Raw genomic sequence first — 19543 nt, 5'->3', positions numbered from 1 at the left:
AAAAAAGTTTTAAAATGCATTATTATATCATAAACCATATACTTTATTTCACTGCAGTAGGTCCGGCACTGACCAGGCTGTACACGGGCAGGCAGCGGTAGACCCTTGAGAAGGCGCGCAGCTGCCGGACAGGAACCAGGAGGAGATTGTTTGAAGCTACTAAACCATATTTACTGGCAGCATAAAACCCGGTTTGCGCTGGAGGCGGACTTGTACGACAACTGGGTTGCCTTCGCGGTGGAAGAAGGGGAATTCCAGTACATGCTTGGCGGGGATGCGGACGAGAGGGAAGAGGGGCGCCGGGCGGGCGGCAGCGCGGGTCCCGGTGACATTGTGGTATGTCCGCCGGGCGTACGGTTCGCCAGAAGAACAGTAACGCCGCTGACCTTCCATTACATACAGTTTAGCGAACAGAAGCCGGATTCCTGCGGCGGGCCAGCCGTGTCTGTACCGGACATCAGCATGCGTCACACACCCGCACCGGTAAGCCCGCAGGCTTCCCATACTTCCGCGCTGCCGTCTTTGAACTTTTTTGGCAAACACCGTCCTCTTGATCAGCAGCGGCTGTTCGCCGATTATGCTTATTTGCGTTTTTATGCCGAAGACGGCAGGGAAGCAGTCCGGCGCTGGAAGGAGCATCTGCTGCATGACATGCTGGAGCTGCTGGAGCTTGAGAACGCCGCACAGCAGGAAACGCAGGGGCAGGGGGTGAAGGACGATGCACTTATGATGGAAGCCGCAGCGAGAATCGCTTCGGGTGCCGCCGGGCCCTTCAACCTGCGGGACCTGGCGGACGGGCTGGGACTCAGCCCGGTCCAAATGACGCGCCGCTTCAGACGGACGTATGGACAGACCCCATCCGAATATCTGAAGGCGCTGAGGCTGGAGCGGGCACGGATGATGCTCCGGGACACAGAGATGACGCTGGCCGAGATTGCCGAGGCGGCCGGTTACGACAACGGCTTCTATTTAAGCCGGGTATTTACGCGGACTTTCGGCATCACCCCCTCCGCCTTCCGGAAGAATCACCACGTGTAGGGGCGCGGGAGGATAGGTACCTGTCATATATGCCTTCTTAAATTCCCTGCCGCCAGCCCCCAGCAAGTGGAAGTGATAAACTGCAAAATTTGGGTATAACACTAATAAGCTATTTTCACTTCTATCGAACCTGGCAGAGGTCAGGGGGTCTTATCATAAATACGACTGGGGGCATGGCGATGAAATGGCAGGGCAGAAGAGGCAGCTCGAATGTAGAAGACCGCAGGGGCCGGGGCGGTATGGGCGGCGGAAAGATGATCGGCGGCGGAATCGGCGGGATTATTCTGGTGGTGATTGTGACGCTGCTTAGCGGCGGCAATGCCGGAGATATTCTGGGAAATCTGACTGGCAGCGGGACAACCTCCAATAGTTCCGCCCCTTATGAGCAGACGGCACAGGAGCAGGAGCTTTCGGAATTTGTGTCTGTGGTGCTTGCGGATACGGAGGAGGTCTGGGGAGAAGTGTTCCAGGCAGAGGGAATGACTTATAAGGAGCCGGTGCTGGTGCTTTACAGCGGAAGTGTGAGCTCGGCATGCGGTACGGCGACTTCGGCGGTAGGCCCGTTTTATTGTCCGGGGGACCAGAAGCTGTACATTGACCTCAGCTTTTATGATGAGCTGCAGCAGCGTTTTCAGGCACCGGGTGATTTCGCGATGGCTTACGTAATTGCCCATGAGGTCGGCCATCATGTCCAGACGCTCCTGGGCACCTCACAGAAGCTGAATGCGGCACGCCAGAACCTGAGCGAAAAAGAGTACAACCAGTATCAGGTCCGCTTTGAGCTGCAGGCCGATTATCTGGCCGGGGTCTGGGCGCATCATGCGCAGGGGATGAACCTGCTGGAGGAAGGCGATCTGGAGGAGGCACTGACTGCGGCGAGCGCGGTCGGTGACGATACGATCCAGAAGCAGGCGCAGGGCTATGCGGTGCCGGACAGCTTCACCCACGGAACCTCTGAACAGCGCAAACGATGGTTTTACAAAGGCTTTAATTCCGGTACCATTGAAGGCGGCGACACGTTCGGCGCAACAGCATTATAAGGTTCATCCGGCACATCACAAAGCCGTTCATTCCGGAATCCGGGTGAACGGCTTTTGCATTAAGACCGCCATACAGGAGGAGGTTACGGAAGATATTCATTTATGGACTGCCGGGAGGTACAACCTGCCGGAAACTATAGTTGGTGATTTGATTGCCCTCTGGCCCGATGCTGTATTCGCTAAAAACCTCAAAGCCGTTTTTGCAATAAAACTTCTTGTTCAGTTCTGTGTGGGTAACAAGTGTAATGGGACCACCCCCGTGCCTGCTGACATAAGGAAAAATAAAGGTATTAAACAATCCGCTCCCCAGGCTCTTCCCCTGATAGCCTTCCGCAACGGCCAAAGAATCAATGTACCAGCTGTCCTGCCCGTAACGGTTAACAGCCTCCTTCATCGTATCCAGCGTTTTTAAAATATGGATAATCCTCCGGATACCGGCCCCTGCCGCCAGCGCCACTCCGCCATTGAACAAATATTGAAAGAACCCGGGAGGGTTCACCTCGCTTTTTTTAAGCAGGACAGCAGAGACGATTGTACCATCCATTGTTCCGACAAAGCAGGCGTTCTGCTGGAAGTAAGACTTGGTATTGGTATAATTAAGCTTAAATAACTGATTGTTATAATCTTTGCCGGGTGCCAGAAGCAGCTGGAACAAAGGATATTCCCTGAAAGACTCCGTAAACAATGCGGCAACTTCATGCAGTTCATTTTTTTTAGCCAAGCGGTATGAATTCATGACAGCCTCCCTGCTTAATGTTTTGATTTTTCTTATTGTAATAAGCGGGCATCCGCAAAAATATAGTGAATGTACTTCCGGGTGTCCATTAATGAACAAAATGATCATCATTGTACAGAAACGGGGGGTTATTGGGTGGGAGACAGACGATCGGCCAGGACCAAGGCAGCGGTTAAACAAGCTTTTCTGACACTGCTGGATAAAAAGTCTATTTCTAAAATAACCATTTATGAGATTACGGAGCTGGCCGATATCGGCAGAGGTACTTTTTATTTGCATTACAGGGATATTTACCACTTATACAGTGAAATTGAAGCGGAGATGTTTGATCAGTTAAACGAGTTCTACGATGCGTCTTTCCCAATCAGAGACCGCCAGGATATCCTGCAGTTTTTTAACAAAATAACGGAATATATCTATCACAACAAAACATTGTTTAACATGATGATTAATCCGGAGGACACCCTGTTGACGCCCGACAAATTCAAGCGGTTTTTCAAAGGGAAAATTCTGCAGGAAATGCTTAACGAAGAGAAATACCCGGATGTACCCACGGTGTTTGAAGAGACGGAAAGCCTGTTCATTGCGGCAGGAGTATCCGGAGTCCTTGAAAACTGGATCATGCGCGGCATGGAGGAGGAACCGGCGGGAATGTCTCTGCGCATACAGCAGCTGCTGCTGAAGCTGGAAGAGTGAACGCACAGCGACAGCTGAGGCGGAGGGTACGCAAAAAGCCCGTACAGGCAGGATATGACGGATTCCTGCTCTATACGGGCGTAAACGCCTACTTGGTTTAATACATCAATGCCCTAAAGCTCCTGCTTGCTGGAAAGCCTGTTTCGGCCGAGCTTCTTGGATTCCAGCAGCAGCTGGTCGGCGCTGACATACCCTTTTTCCATGGAAGTCTTCTGCCTTGGGTCGGTCCGGAAATAATACAGGCCGAATGAGGCGGAATAATGGACCTGAATCTCCTGATCCTCAAAATCAGCGCTGGCTTTGTACCCGTCACCATTATTGAGTATGGCCCCGATCGCGGCATAACACTGCTCAAAGGTCTTATTTCTCAGGAACATGGTGAATTCTTCCCCGCCGCTGCGGAACAGGATGTCTTCCTCCTGCAAATGCGCTCTCAGCGTATCGGCAAAATGAATGATCACCTTATCGCCGACGGCGTGATTGTAATTATCATTGATTTTTTTGAACCGGTCGATATCTGCGACAACGATGCCGATCCATTCCGTGCCCTGGCCGAGTTCTTTCATCATCAGGTCCATATGCGCGCGGTTGTACGTCCCCGTCAAAAAGTCGCGGTAAGCCATCTGCTCGAACTTGTCCCGTTCAAATTTATCCTGGGCACTCTGCGATTTGGAGTAGAACGAGATGCTGACAATGTAATTAAGCAGAAAGAGGGCGACCGTCATCTCCCACTGTTCCGCTTGTACAAGACGCAGCAGCAGGGCGTTGGTCAGGGCGATTTTGCTGAAATCCAGCAGCGTTCTGCTCTTGAACAGCAGGTGCTTGGCCTCGTTCCAGTTCTTCACATCCCCCGAAATGATAAAGACCAGGACCAGCAGCGTGGAAGTCACCATGGAAGTGATCCACACGATAAAGAGGAACAGCAGCCAGTAGCCGAACGGAATTCCTTCTACATACGGATAGAGAAATCTGTAGAGATAATAACACATGGAGCCGGCAAGCGTAGCTGAACCGATGTTATAAAAAGTATCCAGGAATTCTCCGGGATCGGCCGTTTTGGTTTTCTTTTTGTAAAAATATACGGTAAAGCGGTAAATGCACTCAAAGGCCAAGGTGCCCAGCGGCCCGGCAAAAATGCCGAAGGAGGAGCTGTAGCTGATGGCGTAGTCAATCGTAGAGTTGCCGCTCCGGCTTACAATGCGCAGGTGAAAGTAAAAGCTTGAGAAGGCCCAGTACAGCAGCAGAGCCGTTATATATATATGATCAAATGTTATTCCGGTGCCGGAGGCGAAGGCTATAGCGACGGCAGCGGCAAACAGCGAGAAGTCGAATATCCGTTCTTTGGACATCACATTGGAATTCCTTTCAGGATTTATAACGATTATACCTGAAAAGCTGAAATGCGAAAGTGCTTTTGAATAGATTTACAAAGCGTATTTTCAAATGGAAAAAGACGCATATCCATGTCCGGCAGCCGGTCCGGTTCATATAATACTTTGTTCATGCGGAAGGACTGAAAGGATGTCTCCAAAATTGGCATGCCTTCATGAAAGAAGCATATACATGAGAGGAGTAACATTTTGGGCTTATACTCTGGGCTTGTCTCAGGGTTAGATTATGCCAAGAAGGAGGACATTTCCCGTGTTTGACCAGTCCCACGGTTTGCGGTTTGATATTTATGAACGCATCCACCTATCGGATGAACTTCCGGGAATCGCTGAGCTGGAAGAGGTGGAGCTGATTCCGGAAATCCAGGTGATTCAGCGGGAGGACCGGGCCGAGCTGTACGGCCAGCTGCTGCTCACCGGTCTTTACCGGGGAGAAAATGACCGGACCGAGCGTCTGGAGCATGCCATACCTGTGGAAATCACAGTTCCGCTGACCCGGGTCAGCTCGCTCGATGACATAGGGGTGGAGATCGAAAATTTCGATATTGACCTGCTTACAATGCGCACTGTCAATATTACCGGTGTACTCTCGCTGCGGGGGATCGGCGGAGCGGACTCACAGCCTGCCTGGCATCAGGAAGAGTATACGGTTGCCTATTCACCTGAAGAGGAAGGGCAGGCGAAGGACATAACGGCAGAATTCCGGGAGCAGGAGAATGAAGTCCTGTATGAGAATTCCTTGTGGACCTTCGGCGAAGGAGCCGGGGAGCAGCAGCCGGAAGAACAGCTTCATACGGTGTTTGCCGGGGAAGCTGTCAGCCCCGCGCTGCCGGAGGATGCTGAAATAACCGAGTCCGCCGGAATTTCTTCCACAGTACAGCGGGAGAAGGAAGCCAAGGTGCAGACGCATAGTATTAATGCCCGTCCTGAAGGCGCAGGTTCCGGCAGTGCTGAGCCTTTGACCAATCACTTTTTTGCCGCCAGGGAGAAGGAGGAGCCTGCTGCTGATCCGGTTCCGCTTCAACAGGCAGCGGCGCCCCTAGAAATACATGTAGTCCATGACGAAGGACCCACCCTCTCTGCGGACTCAAGCGGGCCCGATACACAGCCTGTCCAGGAGGATGCGGCAGTCTTCATTGACCAGGGGAGCGCAGATGAACTGTTCTCAGCTATAGATGCAGCGCCTCCGCAGGAAGAGAAGCAGGATCTCAAGGTCGCACTGGGCAGCAAAAAAGAAGAAGCCTTGTCTACCAAAGATCCGCTCACCTTCTCCACTCTGCTTGGCTCCAGCCGCTTGCGGAAGGAGCCGGAGAATTTGGCTGAAGAGGATACTGCTGCTGCACCTGCTGCACCAGCAGCCAGGGAAGCCGGCAATGAAAGTGAATGGAAAAGCCGCTTCATCGGCGGACTGGGCGGGAAGGATCTGTTCCGCACAGTGCGGCTGTGCATTGTCCAGCGTGAGGAGACACTGGATTCCATCGCCGAGAAATATCAGCTGAGTGCAAGAGAGCTCGTCATGTACAACCGGCTCTCCGGGCAGAGCGTGGAAGAAGGCCAGGTGCTGTACATTCCCTAGGATTCAGGCAGGCTTGAGCCTGCCCCGGCGCGGGGTCCCGATCGGAAGCGATCGGGATTTTTTGTGCGTTTGGGACAGGTACGGCGAATTTTTGCAACGGGCGGTATATACCTGGCGGTTTGTGTGTATGCTGGTTGACTAGGAATAGCACTAAATGTATTATGTTAATAAGTAATATCTGACGTAAAGACTGGGAACGGGAAGAGTAGGCGGTCAGCCCTTCAGAGAGCGGAATTGTAATTGCTGTGAACTTCCGCAGGATGCAGCCCCCGAAGTCGCCCCGGAGTCGCCCCTCTGAGCTTGTCCTCTGTGTATCGAGTACAGGTTAGGAAGTGGCCGGACGCAGCCGTTATCTGCATGAGTGTCGCGCTAAGCTTAGGGTTCGTGAGGAACCGGGCAGAGTTTATTTTTGTATATGCGCGAAACAAAGGTGGTACCGCGAAAGAATGGCCTTTCGTCCTTTGAGACGAAGGGCCTTTTTGTATTTATTTTGGACTATGAGCACAGTGGAGGGAATAGAGATGGCTGACAACATTAACAACGCGGCTGAGATGACGGACCTGCAGAATACGGCAGAGAACGCTGCGGCTGCAAATAACAAGCAAAGCGACATGCCGACTACATATGATCCGAAGGCGGCTGAGCAGAAATGGTACACCTACTGGATGGAGAACGAATTTTTTAAGGCCGGGCTGCGTCCTGACGCCGAGCCTTACAGCATCGTTATCCCGCCGCCGAACGTAACAGGCATGCTGCATATCGGGCACGCGCTGGACTTCACCCTGCAGGATATTCTGATCCGCGTGAAACGGATGCAGGGCTATGACACCCTCTGGCTGCCGGGAACAGACCATGCGGGGATCGCTACCCAGACCAAGGTGGAGCAGAAGCTGCGCCAGCAGGGCATTTCCCGTCATGATCTCGGCCGCGAGAAATTCCTGGAGCAGGTATGGGCCTGGAAAGACCAGTATGCCGAAACCATTCATCAGCAATGGGCCAAAATGGGCCTGTCCCTCGACTACTCGCGGGAACGGTTCACCCTGGATGAAGGGCTGTCCAGCGGTGTGCGAAAGGTCTTTATTGAGCTGTACCGCAAAGGCCTGATCTACCGCGGCAAACGCATCATCAACTGGGATCCGGCTGCACGTACGGCCCTCTCGGATATCGAGGTTGAATATAAGGAAGTTAACGGACATCTCTATCATCTGAAGTATCCGCTTAAGGACGGCAGCGGCTTCATTACAGTAGCTACGACGCGTCCTGAGACCATGCTGGGTGATACTGCGGTTGCCGTACATCCGAAGGATGAACGCTACAAGGATCTGATCGGCAAGACGCTGATCCTGCCGATCATCGGCCGCGAGATTCCGGTCGTTGCGGATGACTATGTAGACAAGGAATTCGGAAGCGGTGCGGTGAAGATCACCCCGGCCCATGACCCGAATGACTTCGAGGTAGGCCTGCGCCACAATCTGCCGCAGATTAACGTGATGGATGAAGGCGGCGTTATGAACGAAGAAGCCGGCCCTTACAATGGCCAGGACCGCAGCGAATGCCGCAAGAATATCGTTGCAGACCTCAGAGCGCAGGGCGTGCTGATCTCCATCGAGGACCACGTGCATCAGGTGGGGCACAGTGAGCGTTCGGGAGCTGTTATCGAGCCTTACCTGTCCACACAGTGGTTCGTTAAAATGCAGCCGCTGGCTGAAGCGGCCATTGCTGCGCAGAAGGACGGCGACGGGGTTAGATTCGTGCCGGACCGTTTTGAGAAAACCTATCTGAACTGGATCGAAAATATCCGCGACTGGTGTATTTCCCGCCAGCTGTGGTGGGGACACCGTATCCCGGCCTGGTATTCAGAGTCTACCGGTGAAGTATTTGTTGCAAATGATATTGAGGAAGCCCGTCAAATCAGCGGTCTCGATGATCTGGTACAGGATGAGGATGTTCTGGATACCTGGTTCAGCTCCAACCTGTGGCCTTTCGCCACTCTGGGCTGGCCGGACGAGAGCAGCGCCGACTATCAGCGCTTCTATCCGAACAATGTTCTGGTTACCGGTTATGACATCATTTATTTCTGGGTGGCACGGATGATCTTCTCCGCCCTGGAGTTCACCGGCAAGAAGCCGTTCTCCGATGTGCTCATGCACGGTCTGGTACGTGATGCCGAAGGACGCAAAATGTCCAAATCGCTCGGCAACGGGATCGATCCGCTGGATGTTATCGAGCAGTACGGTGCGGATGCCATGCGCTATATGATCTCCACCGGCAGCACTGCCGGACAGGATCTGCGTTTCCGGATGGAAAAGGTAGAGCAGGCGCGGAACTTTGCCAACAAGATCTGGAATGCATCGCGCTTTGCACTGATGAATCTGGAAGGCGTACAATTTAAGGATATCGACATCACAGGTGAGCTTTCGACAGCAGACCGCTGGATTTTACACCGCCTGAACGAAACTTCTCGCGATATTACGCGTCTAATTGACTCGTACGAGTATGGTGAGACAGGCCGCCTGCTGTACAACTTCATCTGGGATGATCTGTGTGACTGGTATATCGAATTTGCGAAGCTGTCGTTTTACGGTACAGATCCTGCTGCCAAAGCGAAGACGCAATCGGTGCTGGCCTATGTGCTGGACCGCACGCTGCGCCTGATTCATCCGTTCATGCCGTTCATTACCGAGGAAATCTGGCAGCATCTGCCGCATGAAGGTGAGACCATCACTTTGGCGGAATGGCCTAAATACGACCCTGCACTTGAGAATGACGCAGCGGTTGCGGAGATGAACCTGCTGATGGACATCATCCGTGCAGTGCGGAATATCCGAGCTGAAGTGAACGTTCCAATGAGCAAAAAGGTTGAGCTGATCATCAAGGCAGGCAGCGAAGAGACCTTGAGCATTATCAGCCGTAACGGCAATTACATCAGCCGGTTCTGCAATACCTCTTCTTTCGAAGCGGGACTGCAGCCGCAAACGCCGGATAAGGTGATGTCGGCTGTTGTTACTGGAGCGGAGCTGCTGCTGCCGCTGTCCGGGCTGATCGATATTGATCAGGAAATTATCCGTCTTGAGAAAGAAGTGCAGACGCTGAACAGCGAAGTGGAACGTGTAGAGAAGAAACTTAGCAACCAGGGCTTTGTTGCCAAGGCTCCGGCTAAAGTCATCGAAGAGGAACGGGCAAAACAGGCAGACTATTCCGCAAAACGCGAGAAAGTGCTGGCCCGCATCGCAGAGCTGAGAGGATAAGGGACATGGAAGAACTGATCGGGAGCGGCCGTACCGCTCCCTTAAATTCTTATACTGAAGCGGTAGATTGGATCAACAGCCTCATCCCTTTTGGCATCCGTCCGGGCCTGGAGCGGATCGAACTGCTGATGGAGAAGCTGGGGCAACCGCACCGCAAGCTGAAATTCATTCACGTTGCAGGAACGAACGGAAAGGGATCGACCTGTGCTTTCCTGACCAGCGTGCTGATACAAAGCGGCTACAGCGTAGGGACCTTCACCTCTCCCTACATCACCAAATTTACCAACCGTTTTCAATATAACGGCGAGGATATTCCGGAAGATACGCTGACTCAGCTCGCGAATACCCTGCATCCGCTTGTTCAGGAGATTGCAGAGGGTGAGCTTGGCTCGCCTACAATGTTCGAGGTGGCCACAGCACTGGCGATTCTGTATTACGCGGAATGCTGCTACCCTGATGTGGTCGTATGGGAGACAGGTCTTGGGGGAAGGATGGATGTTACAAACATCGTCACCCCGATCGTATCCATCATCACGAATGTCGGCCATGATCACACCGATGTGCTGGGAGATACACTGGAGCTCATTGCCGGAGAAAAGGCCGGAATTATCAAGCCCGGCGTTCCGGCCGTCAGCTGTGTCAGCCAGCCTGAAGCCATTGCGGTGCTGAAGGCCAAAGCGGCCGCCTGCCGTTCCACTCTTTATCTTGCCGGAGAACAATTCAGCTATGACGATGTCCGGATCAAGGACGGCGTACAGAGCTTTAACTTCAAGGGACCTTTCCGTTCACTTGAAGTCGGCATTGGCATGAAGGGCGAGCATCAGCTCAGCAACGCAGCCGGGGCGATGATGGCACTGGAGGTACTGCGCCAGTATATGGCGTTTATGCTGGAGGATGAGGATGTGCTGGAGGGTTTCCGCCGCACCTTCTGGGCCGGCAGACTGGAGGAAGTCAGCAAGTCTCCGCGGATGGTGCTGGACGGGGCGCATAACCCTGAAGGCGCGGAGAGCCTGGCAAAGAGCCTGCCGCAGTTCTATACGTACAGCAAATTAAATTTGCTTATGGGGATGCTGGCAAATAAGCATCATGAGTCATACTTCAAGCATATACTGCCTATAGTGGATACGCTCATCCTGACCGAACCGGATTTCCGGAAGAAAATGGACGCGGAAGATCTGCAGGCCATTGCAGAACGGCTGCGGGAGAAATATGCCAAACCAAACTTGAAAATTATAGTAGAACGTAATTGGGGAAAAGCGCTGCAACTGCTGCAGAGTATCACGGCAGAGGACGACCTTGCTGTCGTGTCCGGAACGCTGTATCTGATTTCTGATGTGCGCGGTACGCTTTTGCAGCAACCCGATTCTGAAAAAGGCTGGTGACAAACTGTTGGATACTACTGAACGTGTGCATTTTATAGGGATCGGCGGCTACGGAATGAGCGCGATTGCCCGGGTAATGCTGGAAATGGGATACACGGTTACGGGCTCCGATGTGGCGGCCCAGGAACTGACCGAGAAATTGATTGCCAAAGGGGCCAAGGTCTATATCGGCCATACGGCCGAGCAGGTTAAAGGTGCGGATCTGGTCGTATATTCGACGGCGCTCGCAAGCGATAATGTGGAATGGGTGGAAGCGGAACGGCTCAAAATTCCTGTTCTTCACCGTTCGCAAATGCTGGCCCGCCTGCTGAATGAGCGCAAGGGAGTTGCTGTTGCAGGGGCGCACGGCAAAACCACCACCTCTTCGATGATCGCCCTGATTATGGAAGAGTGCGGCGTGGACCCTACGTACATTATCGGCGGGGAAATTATGAATGTCGGCACGAATGCCAAGGCGGGACAAGGGGAGTTTGTTGTAGCGGAAGCGGATGAAAGCGACGGCTCCTTCCTGCAGTACCATCCTTGGCTGGCGATTGTTACGAATATTGAAGCCGATCACCTGGAGAATTACGGCGGTGATTTCGGCAAGCTCAAAGCCGCATATGTGCAGTTTATGAATCAGCTGCGCGAAGACGGCACGGCGATTGTCTGTGCGGATGATGAGACAGCCCGTTCGCTTTTGACTGAAGTGAAGGGCAATGTCATTACCTACGGCATTAACTCGCCTGATGCGGATTATATTGCTACAGATATCGTACTTGGTGACCGTCTGGTATCTTATACCATGAACCATGGGGCGGAAGTGCTGGGCCGGATCGAGCTGTCTATTCCGGGACAATACAATCTGTACAATTCCATGGCTGCAGTAATCGCCTGTCTGAAGTCGGGCGTGGCGTTTGAAGCCATTGCTGAGGCGATTGTGAAGTTCCATGGCGCCAAGCGGCGTTTTCAGGTGCTGGGAGAGGTCAATGACATTCTCGTTATTGATGATTATGCCCACCACCCTACGGAGATTCAGGCGACCATCAGCGCAGCCAAGGCAACAGGCAAACGGATTATTGCCGTATTCCAGCCGCAGCGGTATACCCGCACCTTCTTCCTGCTGGATGCTTTCAGCCGTGCCTTCAGCGAAGCGGATGAGGTTATTATCACCGACATCTATTCACCGGCCGGGGAGAAGCAGATCGAAGGTGTTACCTCCGCCAGGCTTGTGGAACTGATTGTGCAGAACAGTAACGCAAGCGCAAGGCATTTGCCGACCAAGGAAGATGTGCTGGCTGATCTGCAGAACCGGATTGCCCCGGGAGATCTGGTGCTCACTATGGGCGCAGGGGATATCTGGAAAGTGGGCTACACGCTTGCTGACGGCTTGCGCAAACCGGGTGCACAGGAATAAGCTGATCAACGCAAAAATTACAATACCCATTAGAACACCTTCAAGAGACTGTCACCTTGAAGGTGTTTTTTTGGGGAACTCGATGAATCTCCTATATTTTTCTGTTATTGTAATTTTAGAGAGCTCCAAATTTTAGTAAAGAATAGTTGCCGATAATAACAGGGGAATGCTATAGTTTTCAGATAATAATACAATGATTACCGCGCATATGGTGGGTGTATTCATGGGTTTCCAGCTTGATATCCGAACGTTGTTGTACCTGTTTATTACAGGTAATCTATTTATCGCTCTGCTGATTACCTTTTACCGGGTTCATTTTTCCAAAGATATAGCCTCCGTGGCTTTTATTGCAGCCAAATGGCTGCAGGTGCTGTACTGGAGCTCTATTCTGCTGTGGAACAAAATGCCCGATTATATCGTGATTCCGCTAAGCAACGGCCTGATTCTCGCCGGAGGCGGTCTTGAGATTGCTGCACTGCTGCTTATGATGGGGATGCTGGGGCGCACCGAAAAGCTGTATTATCTGCTGATTACGGCGGGCAGTATCATCAGCTTTATTTTCGTAGTTTTGTTTTTTAACCAGCCGAACCTGCGGGTGGCGACAACATCCTTCTGGGTCATGCTGTTCGTAATCTATCCGGGTCACAGCCTGATGCGTATGAAGGAGAAGACGCCGCTGCAGAGCATGCTCGGCATGATCTTTTATGTGTTTGCCGCCGCCATGCTGTGGAGATCGTTCGCCGCACTGTTTGTGGAACCGGAGATGGGAGCGCTGTCGGCAAATTCGGCGCAGTATTCCTATTACCTGTGCATGTTCTTTTTCATGCTCGGGGGAACCCTGGCATTTATCCTGCTCTCGAATGAGCATTCCTATGAGAAGCTGAAGAGAATAGCCTCCTATGACTCTTTGACCGGCATCCTGGGACGCAGAACGTTTCTGCTGGAAGCCGAGCTCAAGCTGGCGCTTGCCGCCAAAAAACAGGAACATTATTCACTGCTGCTGCTGGATTTGGATCATTTCAAGAAGATCAATGATACATACGGACATGAGAAGGGCGATGCGGTGCTGCAGGATTTTGCCAAAGCCATTGAACGGAATCTGGGCAACGGGGATTTATTCGGCAGAGTCGGCGGGGAAGAATTCGCTGTACTGCTCTACAGGCTGGATGAAGAGGCCAGTGATATCAAGGCAGAACAGCTGCGCCAGGCGGTCGTTGACTCCTCAAGATCCAGCCATTCTTTTGAATATACGGTCAGTATAGGCGTCATTACCGTTCTTCCGGATCACCGGACATCACTGAATATGCTCTACAAGCTCTGTGACCGGGCGCTGTACCAGGCCAAGCAGGAGGGCAGAAACAGGGTAGTCAGATCCCGGTGATATCAGTGCAGCCGGCAGGAACGGACATACATATGGATATTCGGGATCAGGAAGGTGAACTTCATAGCTGTCAATTTCGATCTTATGACACTGCTGATATGCCTCTTTTTTGGTAATTTGTTAACTGCGGTTCTTATACTGGCTTACCGGTCGCGTTACTTGAAGGATGGAACCTACTGGCTGTTTTTAACGGCAAGGCTGCTTCAGCTGTGGATTCTTGGCCTGCAAATGCTGCAGATACAGATTAATGCCGGCTACATCTTTCCGCTCATTATTCTGGCCGGCTTTGCCTGGGGAGCGGTCGAAGCTCTGGCGCTGCTGAAGGTTGTGGGGCTATACTCGGCCCGCATAAAGAAATATTACGGTCTGTTTGCGGCGGTATCTGCCTCTGTGCTGCTGGCCGTATATCTGTTGGGCTGGAAGGATTCCTCTCAGCTATTCATCTGGACGCTGCTGGCATGCATTCTGTTCATTGCCTATCCGGCATATGTGTTAAGCATCAAGCTAAGGGAAACTCCGCTGCAGAAGCTGATGGGCCTGATGTACATTACGGTGATTGCAGCTGCCGCCGGCCGTGCTTTAGCGGAGCTGTCTTTGCCTGTGCTGGAGGGGGCGGTGGCTGCATTCCTTGCGGATTTTTTCGCGGTCGGCATGTATCTGCTGATGTTCCTCGGCAATGCGGGGTTCATGCTGCTCTCCCGGGAGCAGAACTATGCGGAACTCGAACGGGTGGCTACTTATGATGAGCTTACCGGTGTCCTTAACCGCAGAGCTTTTGTACTGCGTGCCCGGCCTTTGATTGCTGCGGCAGCGAGGGAAGGGGTGCCCTTTTCTTTTCTGCTGCTGGATGTGGATCACTTTAAACATGTAAATGATACGTTCGGTCATGACACCGGCGATAAGGTGCTGCGGGATTTTGCCCGCAACATCGAAAGCTGTCTCAGCAGCGGCGATCTGTTCGGCAGATTCGGCGGGGAGGAATTTGCGGTGCTCCTGCACAGAGCCGGTGAGGCAGACAGCAGCGGGATTGCAGAACGGCTGCGTCTCAGCGTCCAGAACTCTGTAATCGACGAAGCCCCCCTGCCTTATACAGTAAGCATAGGAATCATTACAATACAGCCGGATGAACGGCTGCCGCTGGATATGCTGTACAAGCTGAGCGATACCGCCTTGTATGCGGCCAAGCAGCAGGGAAGGAACTGTGTCGTGCGCTACGACGGGAGTAAGACTGGTGTCTAAAAAATATAATGCCTCATTTCCAGGCTCTTTCGTTTGACAACGGAAGGGCTTTTTTGTGTATTCATTGTGATGAAAGTTAAGAAAAATATCATATTTATGATAAAAATTTAGATATATTCCATAAAACGACAAAACCCAGAATTATTTTAGAGTAATATATGCTGGACATACGGGGAAGCCTTGCCGCTTAACATTATATACAAAGAAGAACAGGAGCAGGAAGCCATGAGGAACAAGTTACTGTTTATATCTGCAGAAAATCCTTTTCCGCAAGACAGCGGGGGCAAGCTGAGAACGGGGAACATCCTGAACATACTGCTGGAAAAATATGATGTTGATCTACTGACCTACCGGAATCAGAAACAAGGGCAACAAGCCACCCCGCACCGGGGACTTGCCATTCATGAAGTGGGGCGTTCTGTGAGTTACCGGCGGGCAATGATCCGCTCGCTCTATAAATGGCGCAACTGCTCGTATATGAGCCATGCTGACGTGGATATGGCGGGCAAAATTACCGGACTATGCGGTGCGAACCCATACAAGCATGTCTTTATCTCCCACAGTCTGCTCGGATTCAGCATCGATATTGTCCGCCAAGTACTGCCCGGTGCTGTAATCATTACAGATGCCCATAATTTCGAGAGCGGGTTATCGTCACAGCTTGCGTACAAGAAAAAAGGGATCAGCAAAGGGTACTTCTCCCTGAATGCAAGGTGGACAAAGCGGGATGAACGGAAGCTTATGGAGAAAACAAGCCTGCTGCTGGCGACTTCGGAACAGGATGGATGGGCTTTTAAGGCGCTGTCACCGGGGAATTCTCACAAAGTACATGTAATCCCCAATTTTATTGTTATCAGCGATTACAGCAGGAAGGCTCCCGCACTGAAGGAAAAATGGATCATTCTGCCGGGCAATATGAACTATTTTCCGAATGTAAATGCTGCAGCTTATTTTTTCAGGGACATATACCCGCTGATTAAGGCTAAAGTGCCGGAGATCAAATGGTATATTGTCGGCCGGGATGTGCATCCCGATGTTGCAACTCTTGCGCAGAAGGACTCATCCATTGTAATCACAGGCTATGTGGACAGTGTGGCGGATTATGTATCCAGGTCACAGGTGGTGATTGCGCCTCTCCTGGAAGGAAGCGGAACCCGCCTGAAAATTCTGGAGGCCTGGGCGCTGAAGACACCTGTGGTTGCCAGCAGCAAGGGGGCGGAAGGCCTGCTGTATGAGGATTCAGCCAATATAATGATTGCCGATGATCCGGTTACCTTTGCAGAAAGTGTGGTAAAGCTGCTTCAGGATCAGGAGCAGGGGGCTGTATTGGCAGACCGCGCTTTTCAGACGCTTATGAAGCACTACGAGGCAGGAAGCGTCCGCGAAAAGCTGCTTACGCTTGTCTGAAATTATTCATATTTATAAAATAAATTTTTTATCTGCCAAAAATCGACAGTCTTCAGGATGGGGATGCGCTACTATTGATCTATATCTAAAGTTACATGAAGAGCGGCAGGACAAGTCCCGCCTGCTTTTTTTCTGCTGTTACAGATAGAGAAACTAACCATACAGATGGGACTAAGGAGCTACATCATGAGAGAGAGAATGCTGTTTTTATACGCACGGAATCGTCCTCCTGAAGATCTTGAGGAAACAGCAAGAACAAGAAGTTTACTTGATATATTGCTGGAAAAATTCGATATTGATCTGCTGGAATACTGCCAGGACAGCCAGGGGGACTACTCCAGAATCGGATCTGAGCTTAAAGTGCATACCATCAACCGGACCACAGGACCGGAGCGGTCCCTGCTGAATCCTCTGCATAAGCTGCACAGCCGCGCAGGGCTTACCCGTACAGACAAAAATTTGCGTTCGGAGATTGCAGAGATGTGCAAGCTGAACGCTTACAGCCACGTATTTATCAGCCGGGGGCTGCTGGGAAAGTGTATCGACATCGTCTCCTCCCTGCTGCCTGATGCGAAGATTATTGCGGATGCCTTCCGTATGGAAAGCAGGCATTTGGAGGCGGGTGCGGTCGGCAAGCGCGGCTTGAGCAGACGTTACTATGAACTGAACGCAGCGCTTACCCGCCGCGAAGAGCGCAAGCTGCTGACCAAAAGCAGCCTGCTGCTGACCGCCTCCGGGTGGGATGCGCTCTCATTCAAGGCTTTATCCTTTGCGGACGCGGGCAAGGTGCATGTGGTCCCTCAATCTGTCCATCTGCGCGATTATTCATATCATGAGCCCGTGTCCAAAGAGAACGGGGTTGTGCTTCACTGGTACATGCATACGAGCCAGGGGAAGAATGCAGCCTTGATTTTCCACCGGAAAATATACCCGTTAATCAAAGCTAAAGTGCCTGACTGCCGGTGCTTTATAGCAGGCGGAGACGGAGAAATCCATCCCGAGGTGCTGGCACTCTCCAAGGAAGATCCTTCCGTTGTCATCGTGCAGGAGGGAGAGGATGTTAATGTATACATAAGGAAGGCCAGGGCGGTAGTCGGTTTGCTGCGTGAAGGCTGCGGAGGCCAGCTCAAGATTTTGGAAGCCTGGGCGTTAAGAACACCTGTAGTTACCAGCCTGAAGGGCTCGGAGGAGCTGAATTGCCAGCCGGGGCGGAATATCCTGCTTGCAAGCACGATGGGGGAGATGGCCGAGCAGGTGGCCGGGCTGCTGCAGACACCGGAGCACGGTTCAATCATTGCCGATGCCGCATACCGGACTCTGCTTGCGGATTATGAAGCGGACATTGTTAAGGCCAAAGTGCTGAAGCTGGTGTAATTATATCAAAATAGCATATTGTCCGCCTCTCTATCATATAGTCTCTTATAGATTAGACGATAGTGAGGTGTATACGCTTGGCTAACGGAAGAATGACATTCCGGTTTGATAAAGAGCAGGATAAGAGCAGGCAGGGACCGGCGGATTACAGACCGGGCAGAGGCCTGGAGACAGCCGGGCAGTACCTGAACAGGGAAGTGCAGCCGGAAGAGGAGCTGCCGCTGCACACCTGGCCGGACCGCGGACCTGTGGTGGATATGGAGGAAGTGCATGATGACCGGGGATTATATTATGCGGAACCGCATATTCCTTCTCATGAACCCTCTTATTCAGAGGAAGGATACGGAGGAACCTATCATACCCGCCGCCCCTCTTACTGGTGGAAATTTGCACTGTCTGTTGCCGGTGCTCTCGCGACTGGAGTGCTTCTGGGGTATGCGGCTTTGTCTATGATCCAAGGAGGCGCTGCAGCGGGCGGCAATGGAGCGGACAAGGCACAATCGGCAGTAACCGGAGTGCAGAACGGCAGCAGCACAGGACAGCCGGTAGCGCCTGACACCGGCCTTCCGGTCGTCGGCGCGGATGATGCGGCAGCGGGGCAGATTCCTGTCGATATAGCCGCACAGAGCTATTATCTGCTGCAGTACGGCGTGTTCAGCACACCGGACGGAGCGGACCAGGCCAGGCAGGAACTGCTTGGTGCCGGACTCGCCGCGGGTCTGGATCCGGAAGGCGGCAACCGTGTATATGCCGGTATGTCTCCCGACCGCGAACAGGCCAAGCTGCTGAGCAGCGGGCTCAAAAGCGAGGGCATTGAGCTGTATGTCAGAGAGCTGGTCCTGCCGGGTGCCGGACAGGCAAGCTATGCAGGCCAGGCTGAAGCGGTGGACAGTTACTTTACGGCAAGCGGCCAGCTGCTGAAGGAATTAAGCGGCGTATCTGCCGCCCTGCTCAGCGGAAGCGGCCAGGCTGCAGGCAGCCCTTCCGTCAGCGATCTCCATATGCAGTGGACAGAAGCGGTCAAAGCGCTGGCGCCGGGCCTGACGCCTGAGGGGCAAAGCCTGTGCACCGACCTTCAAAAGGCCATGAACCGCGGCATTGCGGCCCTGAACGAATATGACAAGAATAAAGCGCAGGGACTGCTCTGGGAAGTCCAGGAGTCCATGATGAATTTCCTGGCCGGACAGAGAAACCTGCTGTCCATGCTCACAAAAGGCTGATTATAACATCCCCTTTTCGGTTAAATACGCCGGATGGGGATTTTTTTATCTGCCAGAGGTATACTTCCCGTTCCTGTGGTAATCATTTCCTTGCACCATTTTGCGTTTGTATTGAACTCCTTTTCACCGTATAATAATTAGGGTGTCAAAAAATGGCGAGGGAAGACTTTGATGAAGAAGAAAAATGTAGGAACTCTGCTGTTATTTCTAATTCTGGGCTGGCTGGCCGGGGCGTGGATCGCCAAGGCACTGGCGCCCGTAAAGGCTCTGTCTTTTCTTACAGCCTCGACCGTGCTGAAATGGTCACCGCAAGCCGATTTGGACATCATAACCTATGACATCACTATTCAATTTAAATTGAGCTTGCTTAGTCTTGCCGGAATGATCACTGCCGTATGGCTGTACCGGAGACTATAGCTTTA

The 19543-nt window shown here is 52.3% G+C and carries 15 protein-coding genes; 13 read left to right on the top strand and 2 right to left on the bottom strand.

Annotated features, from left to right (window positions below; all coding sequences use genetic code 11):
• Positions 1–150 precede the first annotated feature (150 nt).
• Together C2I18_RS05830 and ypfJ are read left to right on the top strand one after the other, a co-directional pair.
• Positions 151–1038: a helix-turn-helix transcriptional regulator gene (locus C2I18_RS05830; protein ID WP_249900325.1), complete on the top strand. Its 888-nt coding sequence runs from the start codon at positions 151–153 to the stop codon at positions 1036–1038.
• Between the two features lie 179 nt (positions 1039–1217).
• Positions 1218–2078: a KPN_02809 family neutral zinc metallopeptidase gene (gene ypfJ / locus C2I18_RS05825; protein ID WP_249902017.1), complete on the top strand. Its 861-nt coding sequence runs from the start codon at positions 1218–1220 to the stop codon at positions 2076–2078.
• A 100-nt stretch (positions 2079–2178) separates the two neighbouring features.
• On the opposite strand, the gene C2I18_RS05820 is transcribed toward ypfJ, so the two are convergent.
• Positions 2179–2814, bottom strand: a complete 636-nt coding sequence (locus tag C2I18_RS05820) for a GNAT family N-acetyltransferase (protein WP_249900324.1) — start codon at positions 2812–2814, stop codon at positions 2179–2181.
• 135 nt (positions 2815–2949) lie between these two features.
• Between C2I18_RS05820 and C2I18_RS05815 the strand changes: the two genes are divergently transcribed.
• The gene (locus C2I18_RS05815) at positions 2950–3510 is read left to right on the top strand and encodes a TetR/AcrR family transcriptional regulator (RefSeq protein ID WP_249900323.1); all 561 of its coding nucleotides are present in this window, start codon (positions 2950–2952) and stop codon (positions 3508–3510) included.
• Between the two features lie 113 nt (positions 3511–3623).
• On the opposite strand, the gene C2I18_RS05810 is transcribed toward C2I18_RS05815, so the two are convergent.
• Complete coding sequence (locus tag C2I18_RS05810) at positions 3624–4859, bottom strand: GGDEF domain-containing protein (protein WP_249900322.1); 1236 nt, start codon at positions 4857–4859, stop codon at positions 3624–3626.
• A 292-nt stretch (positions 4860–5151) separates the two neighbouring features.
• On the opposite strand from C2I18_RS05810, the gene C2I18_RS05805 reads away from it, so the two are divergent.
• The 10 genes from C2I18_RS05805 to C2I18_RS05760 all read left to right on the top strand — a co-directional run bounded on the left by C2I18_RS05805 (position 5152) and on the right by C2I18_RS05760 (position 19538).
• Positions 5152–6474: a LysM peptidoglycan-binding domain-containing protein gene (locus C2I18_RS05805; protein WP_249900321.1), complete on the top strand. Its 1323-nt coding sequence runs from the start codon at positions 5152–5154 to the stop codon at positions 6472–6474.
• Between the two features lie 551 nt (positions 6475–7025).
• Positions 7026–9722, top strand: a complete 2697-nt coding sequence (locus tag C2I18_RS05800; protein ID WP_249902016.1) for a valine--tRNA ligase — start codon at positions 7026–7028, stop codon at positions 9720–9722.
• A gap of 5 nt (positions 9723–9727) precedes the next feature.
• A complete protein-coding gene (locus C2I18_RS05795) occupies positions 9728–11104 on the top strand; it encodes a bifunctional folylpolyglutamate synthase/dihydrofolate synthase (protein WP_249900320.1) in 1377 nt (458 codons plus the stop codon).
• 7 nt (positions 11105–11111) lie between these two features.
• Positions 11112–12500 (top strand): UDP-N-acetylmuramate--L-alanine ligase, encoded by a 1389-nt coding sequence (gene murC, locus C2I18_RS05790; RefSeq protein ID WP_249900319.1) that lies wholly within the window; start codon positions 11112–11114, stop codon positions 12498–12500.
• A 193-nt stretch (positions 12501–12693) separates the two neighbouring features.
• The gene (locus C2I18_RS05785; RefSeq protein WP_249900318.1) at positions 12694–13881 is read left to right on the top strand and encodes a GGDEF domain-containing protein; all 1188 of its coding nucleotides are present in this window, start codon (positions 12694–12696) and stop codon (positions 13879–13881) included.
• Positions 13882–13965: 84 nt separating this feature from the next.
• Positions 13966–15120 (top strand): GGDEF domain-containing protein, encoded by a 1155-nt coding sequence (locus tag C2I18_RS05780; protein ID WP_249900317.1) that lies wholly within the window; start codon positions 13966–13968, stop codon positions 15118–15120.
• Between the two features lie 225 nt (positions 15121–15345).
• On the top strand, positions 15346–16527 hold the full coding sequence (locus C2I18_RS05775) for a glycosyltransferase family 4 protein (protein WP_249900316.1): 1182 nt from the start codon (positions 15346–15348) through the stop codon (positions 16525–16527).
• Between the two features lie 186 nt (positions 16528–16713).
• Entirely contained in the window at positions 16714–17901 is a 1188-nt protein-coding gene (locus tag C2I18_RS05770) for a glycosyltransferase (RefSeq protein WP_249900315.1), read from the top strand.
• Positions 17902–17978: 77 nt separating this feature from the next.
• Positions 17979–19121, top strand: coding sequence for an SPOR domain-containing protein (locus tag C2I18_RS05765; protein ID WP_249900314.1), 1143 nt, complete (start codon positions 17979–17981; stop codon positions 19119–19121).
• A 171-nt stretch (positions 19122–19292) separates the two neighbouring features.
• Positions 19293–19538, top strand: a complete 246-nt coding sequence (locus C2I18_RS05760) for a DUF4321 domain-containing protein (RefSeq protein WP_249900313.1) — start codon at positions 19293–19295, stop codon at positions 19536–19538.
• The last annotated feature ends 5 nt before the right edge of the window (positions 19539–19543 follow it).

The sequence above is a fragment of the Paenibacillus sp. PK3_47 genome (assembly GCF_023520895.1).
In the GTDB taxonomy this organism is placed as follows: Bacteria; Bacillota; Bacilli; order Paenibacillales; family Paenibacillaceae; genus Paenibacillus_AQ.
Note: the sequence above shows the minus strand (reverse complement) of the source record. Positions and strands in the feature narration are given on the sequence as shown.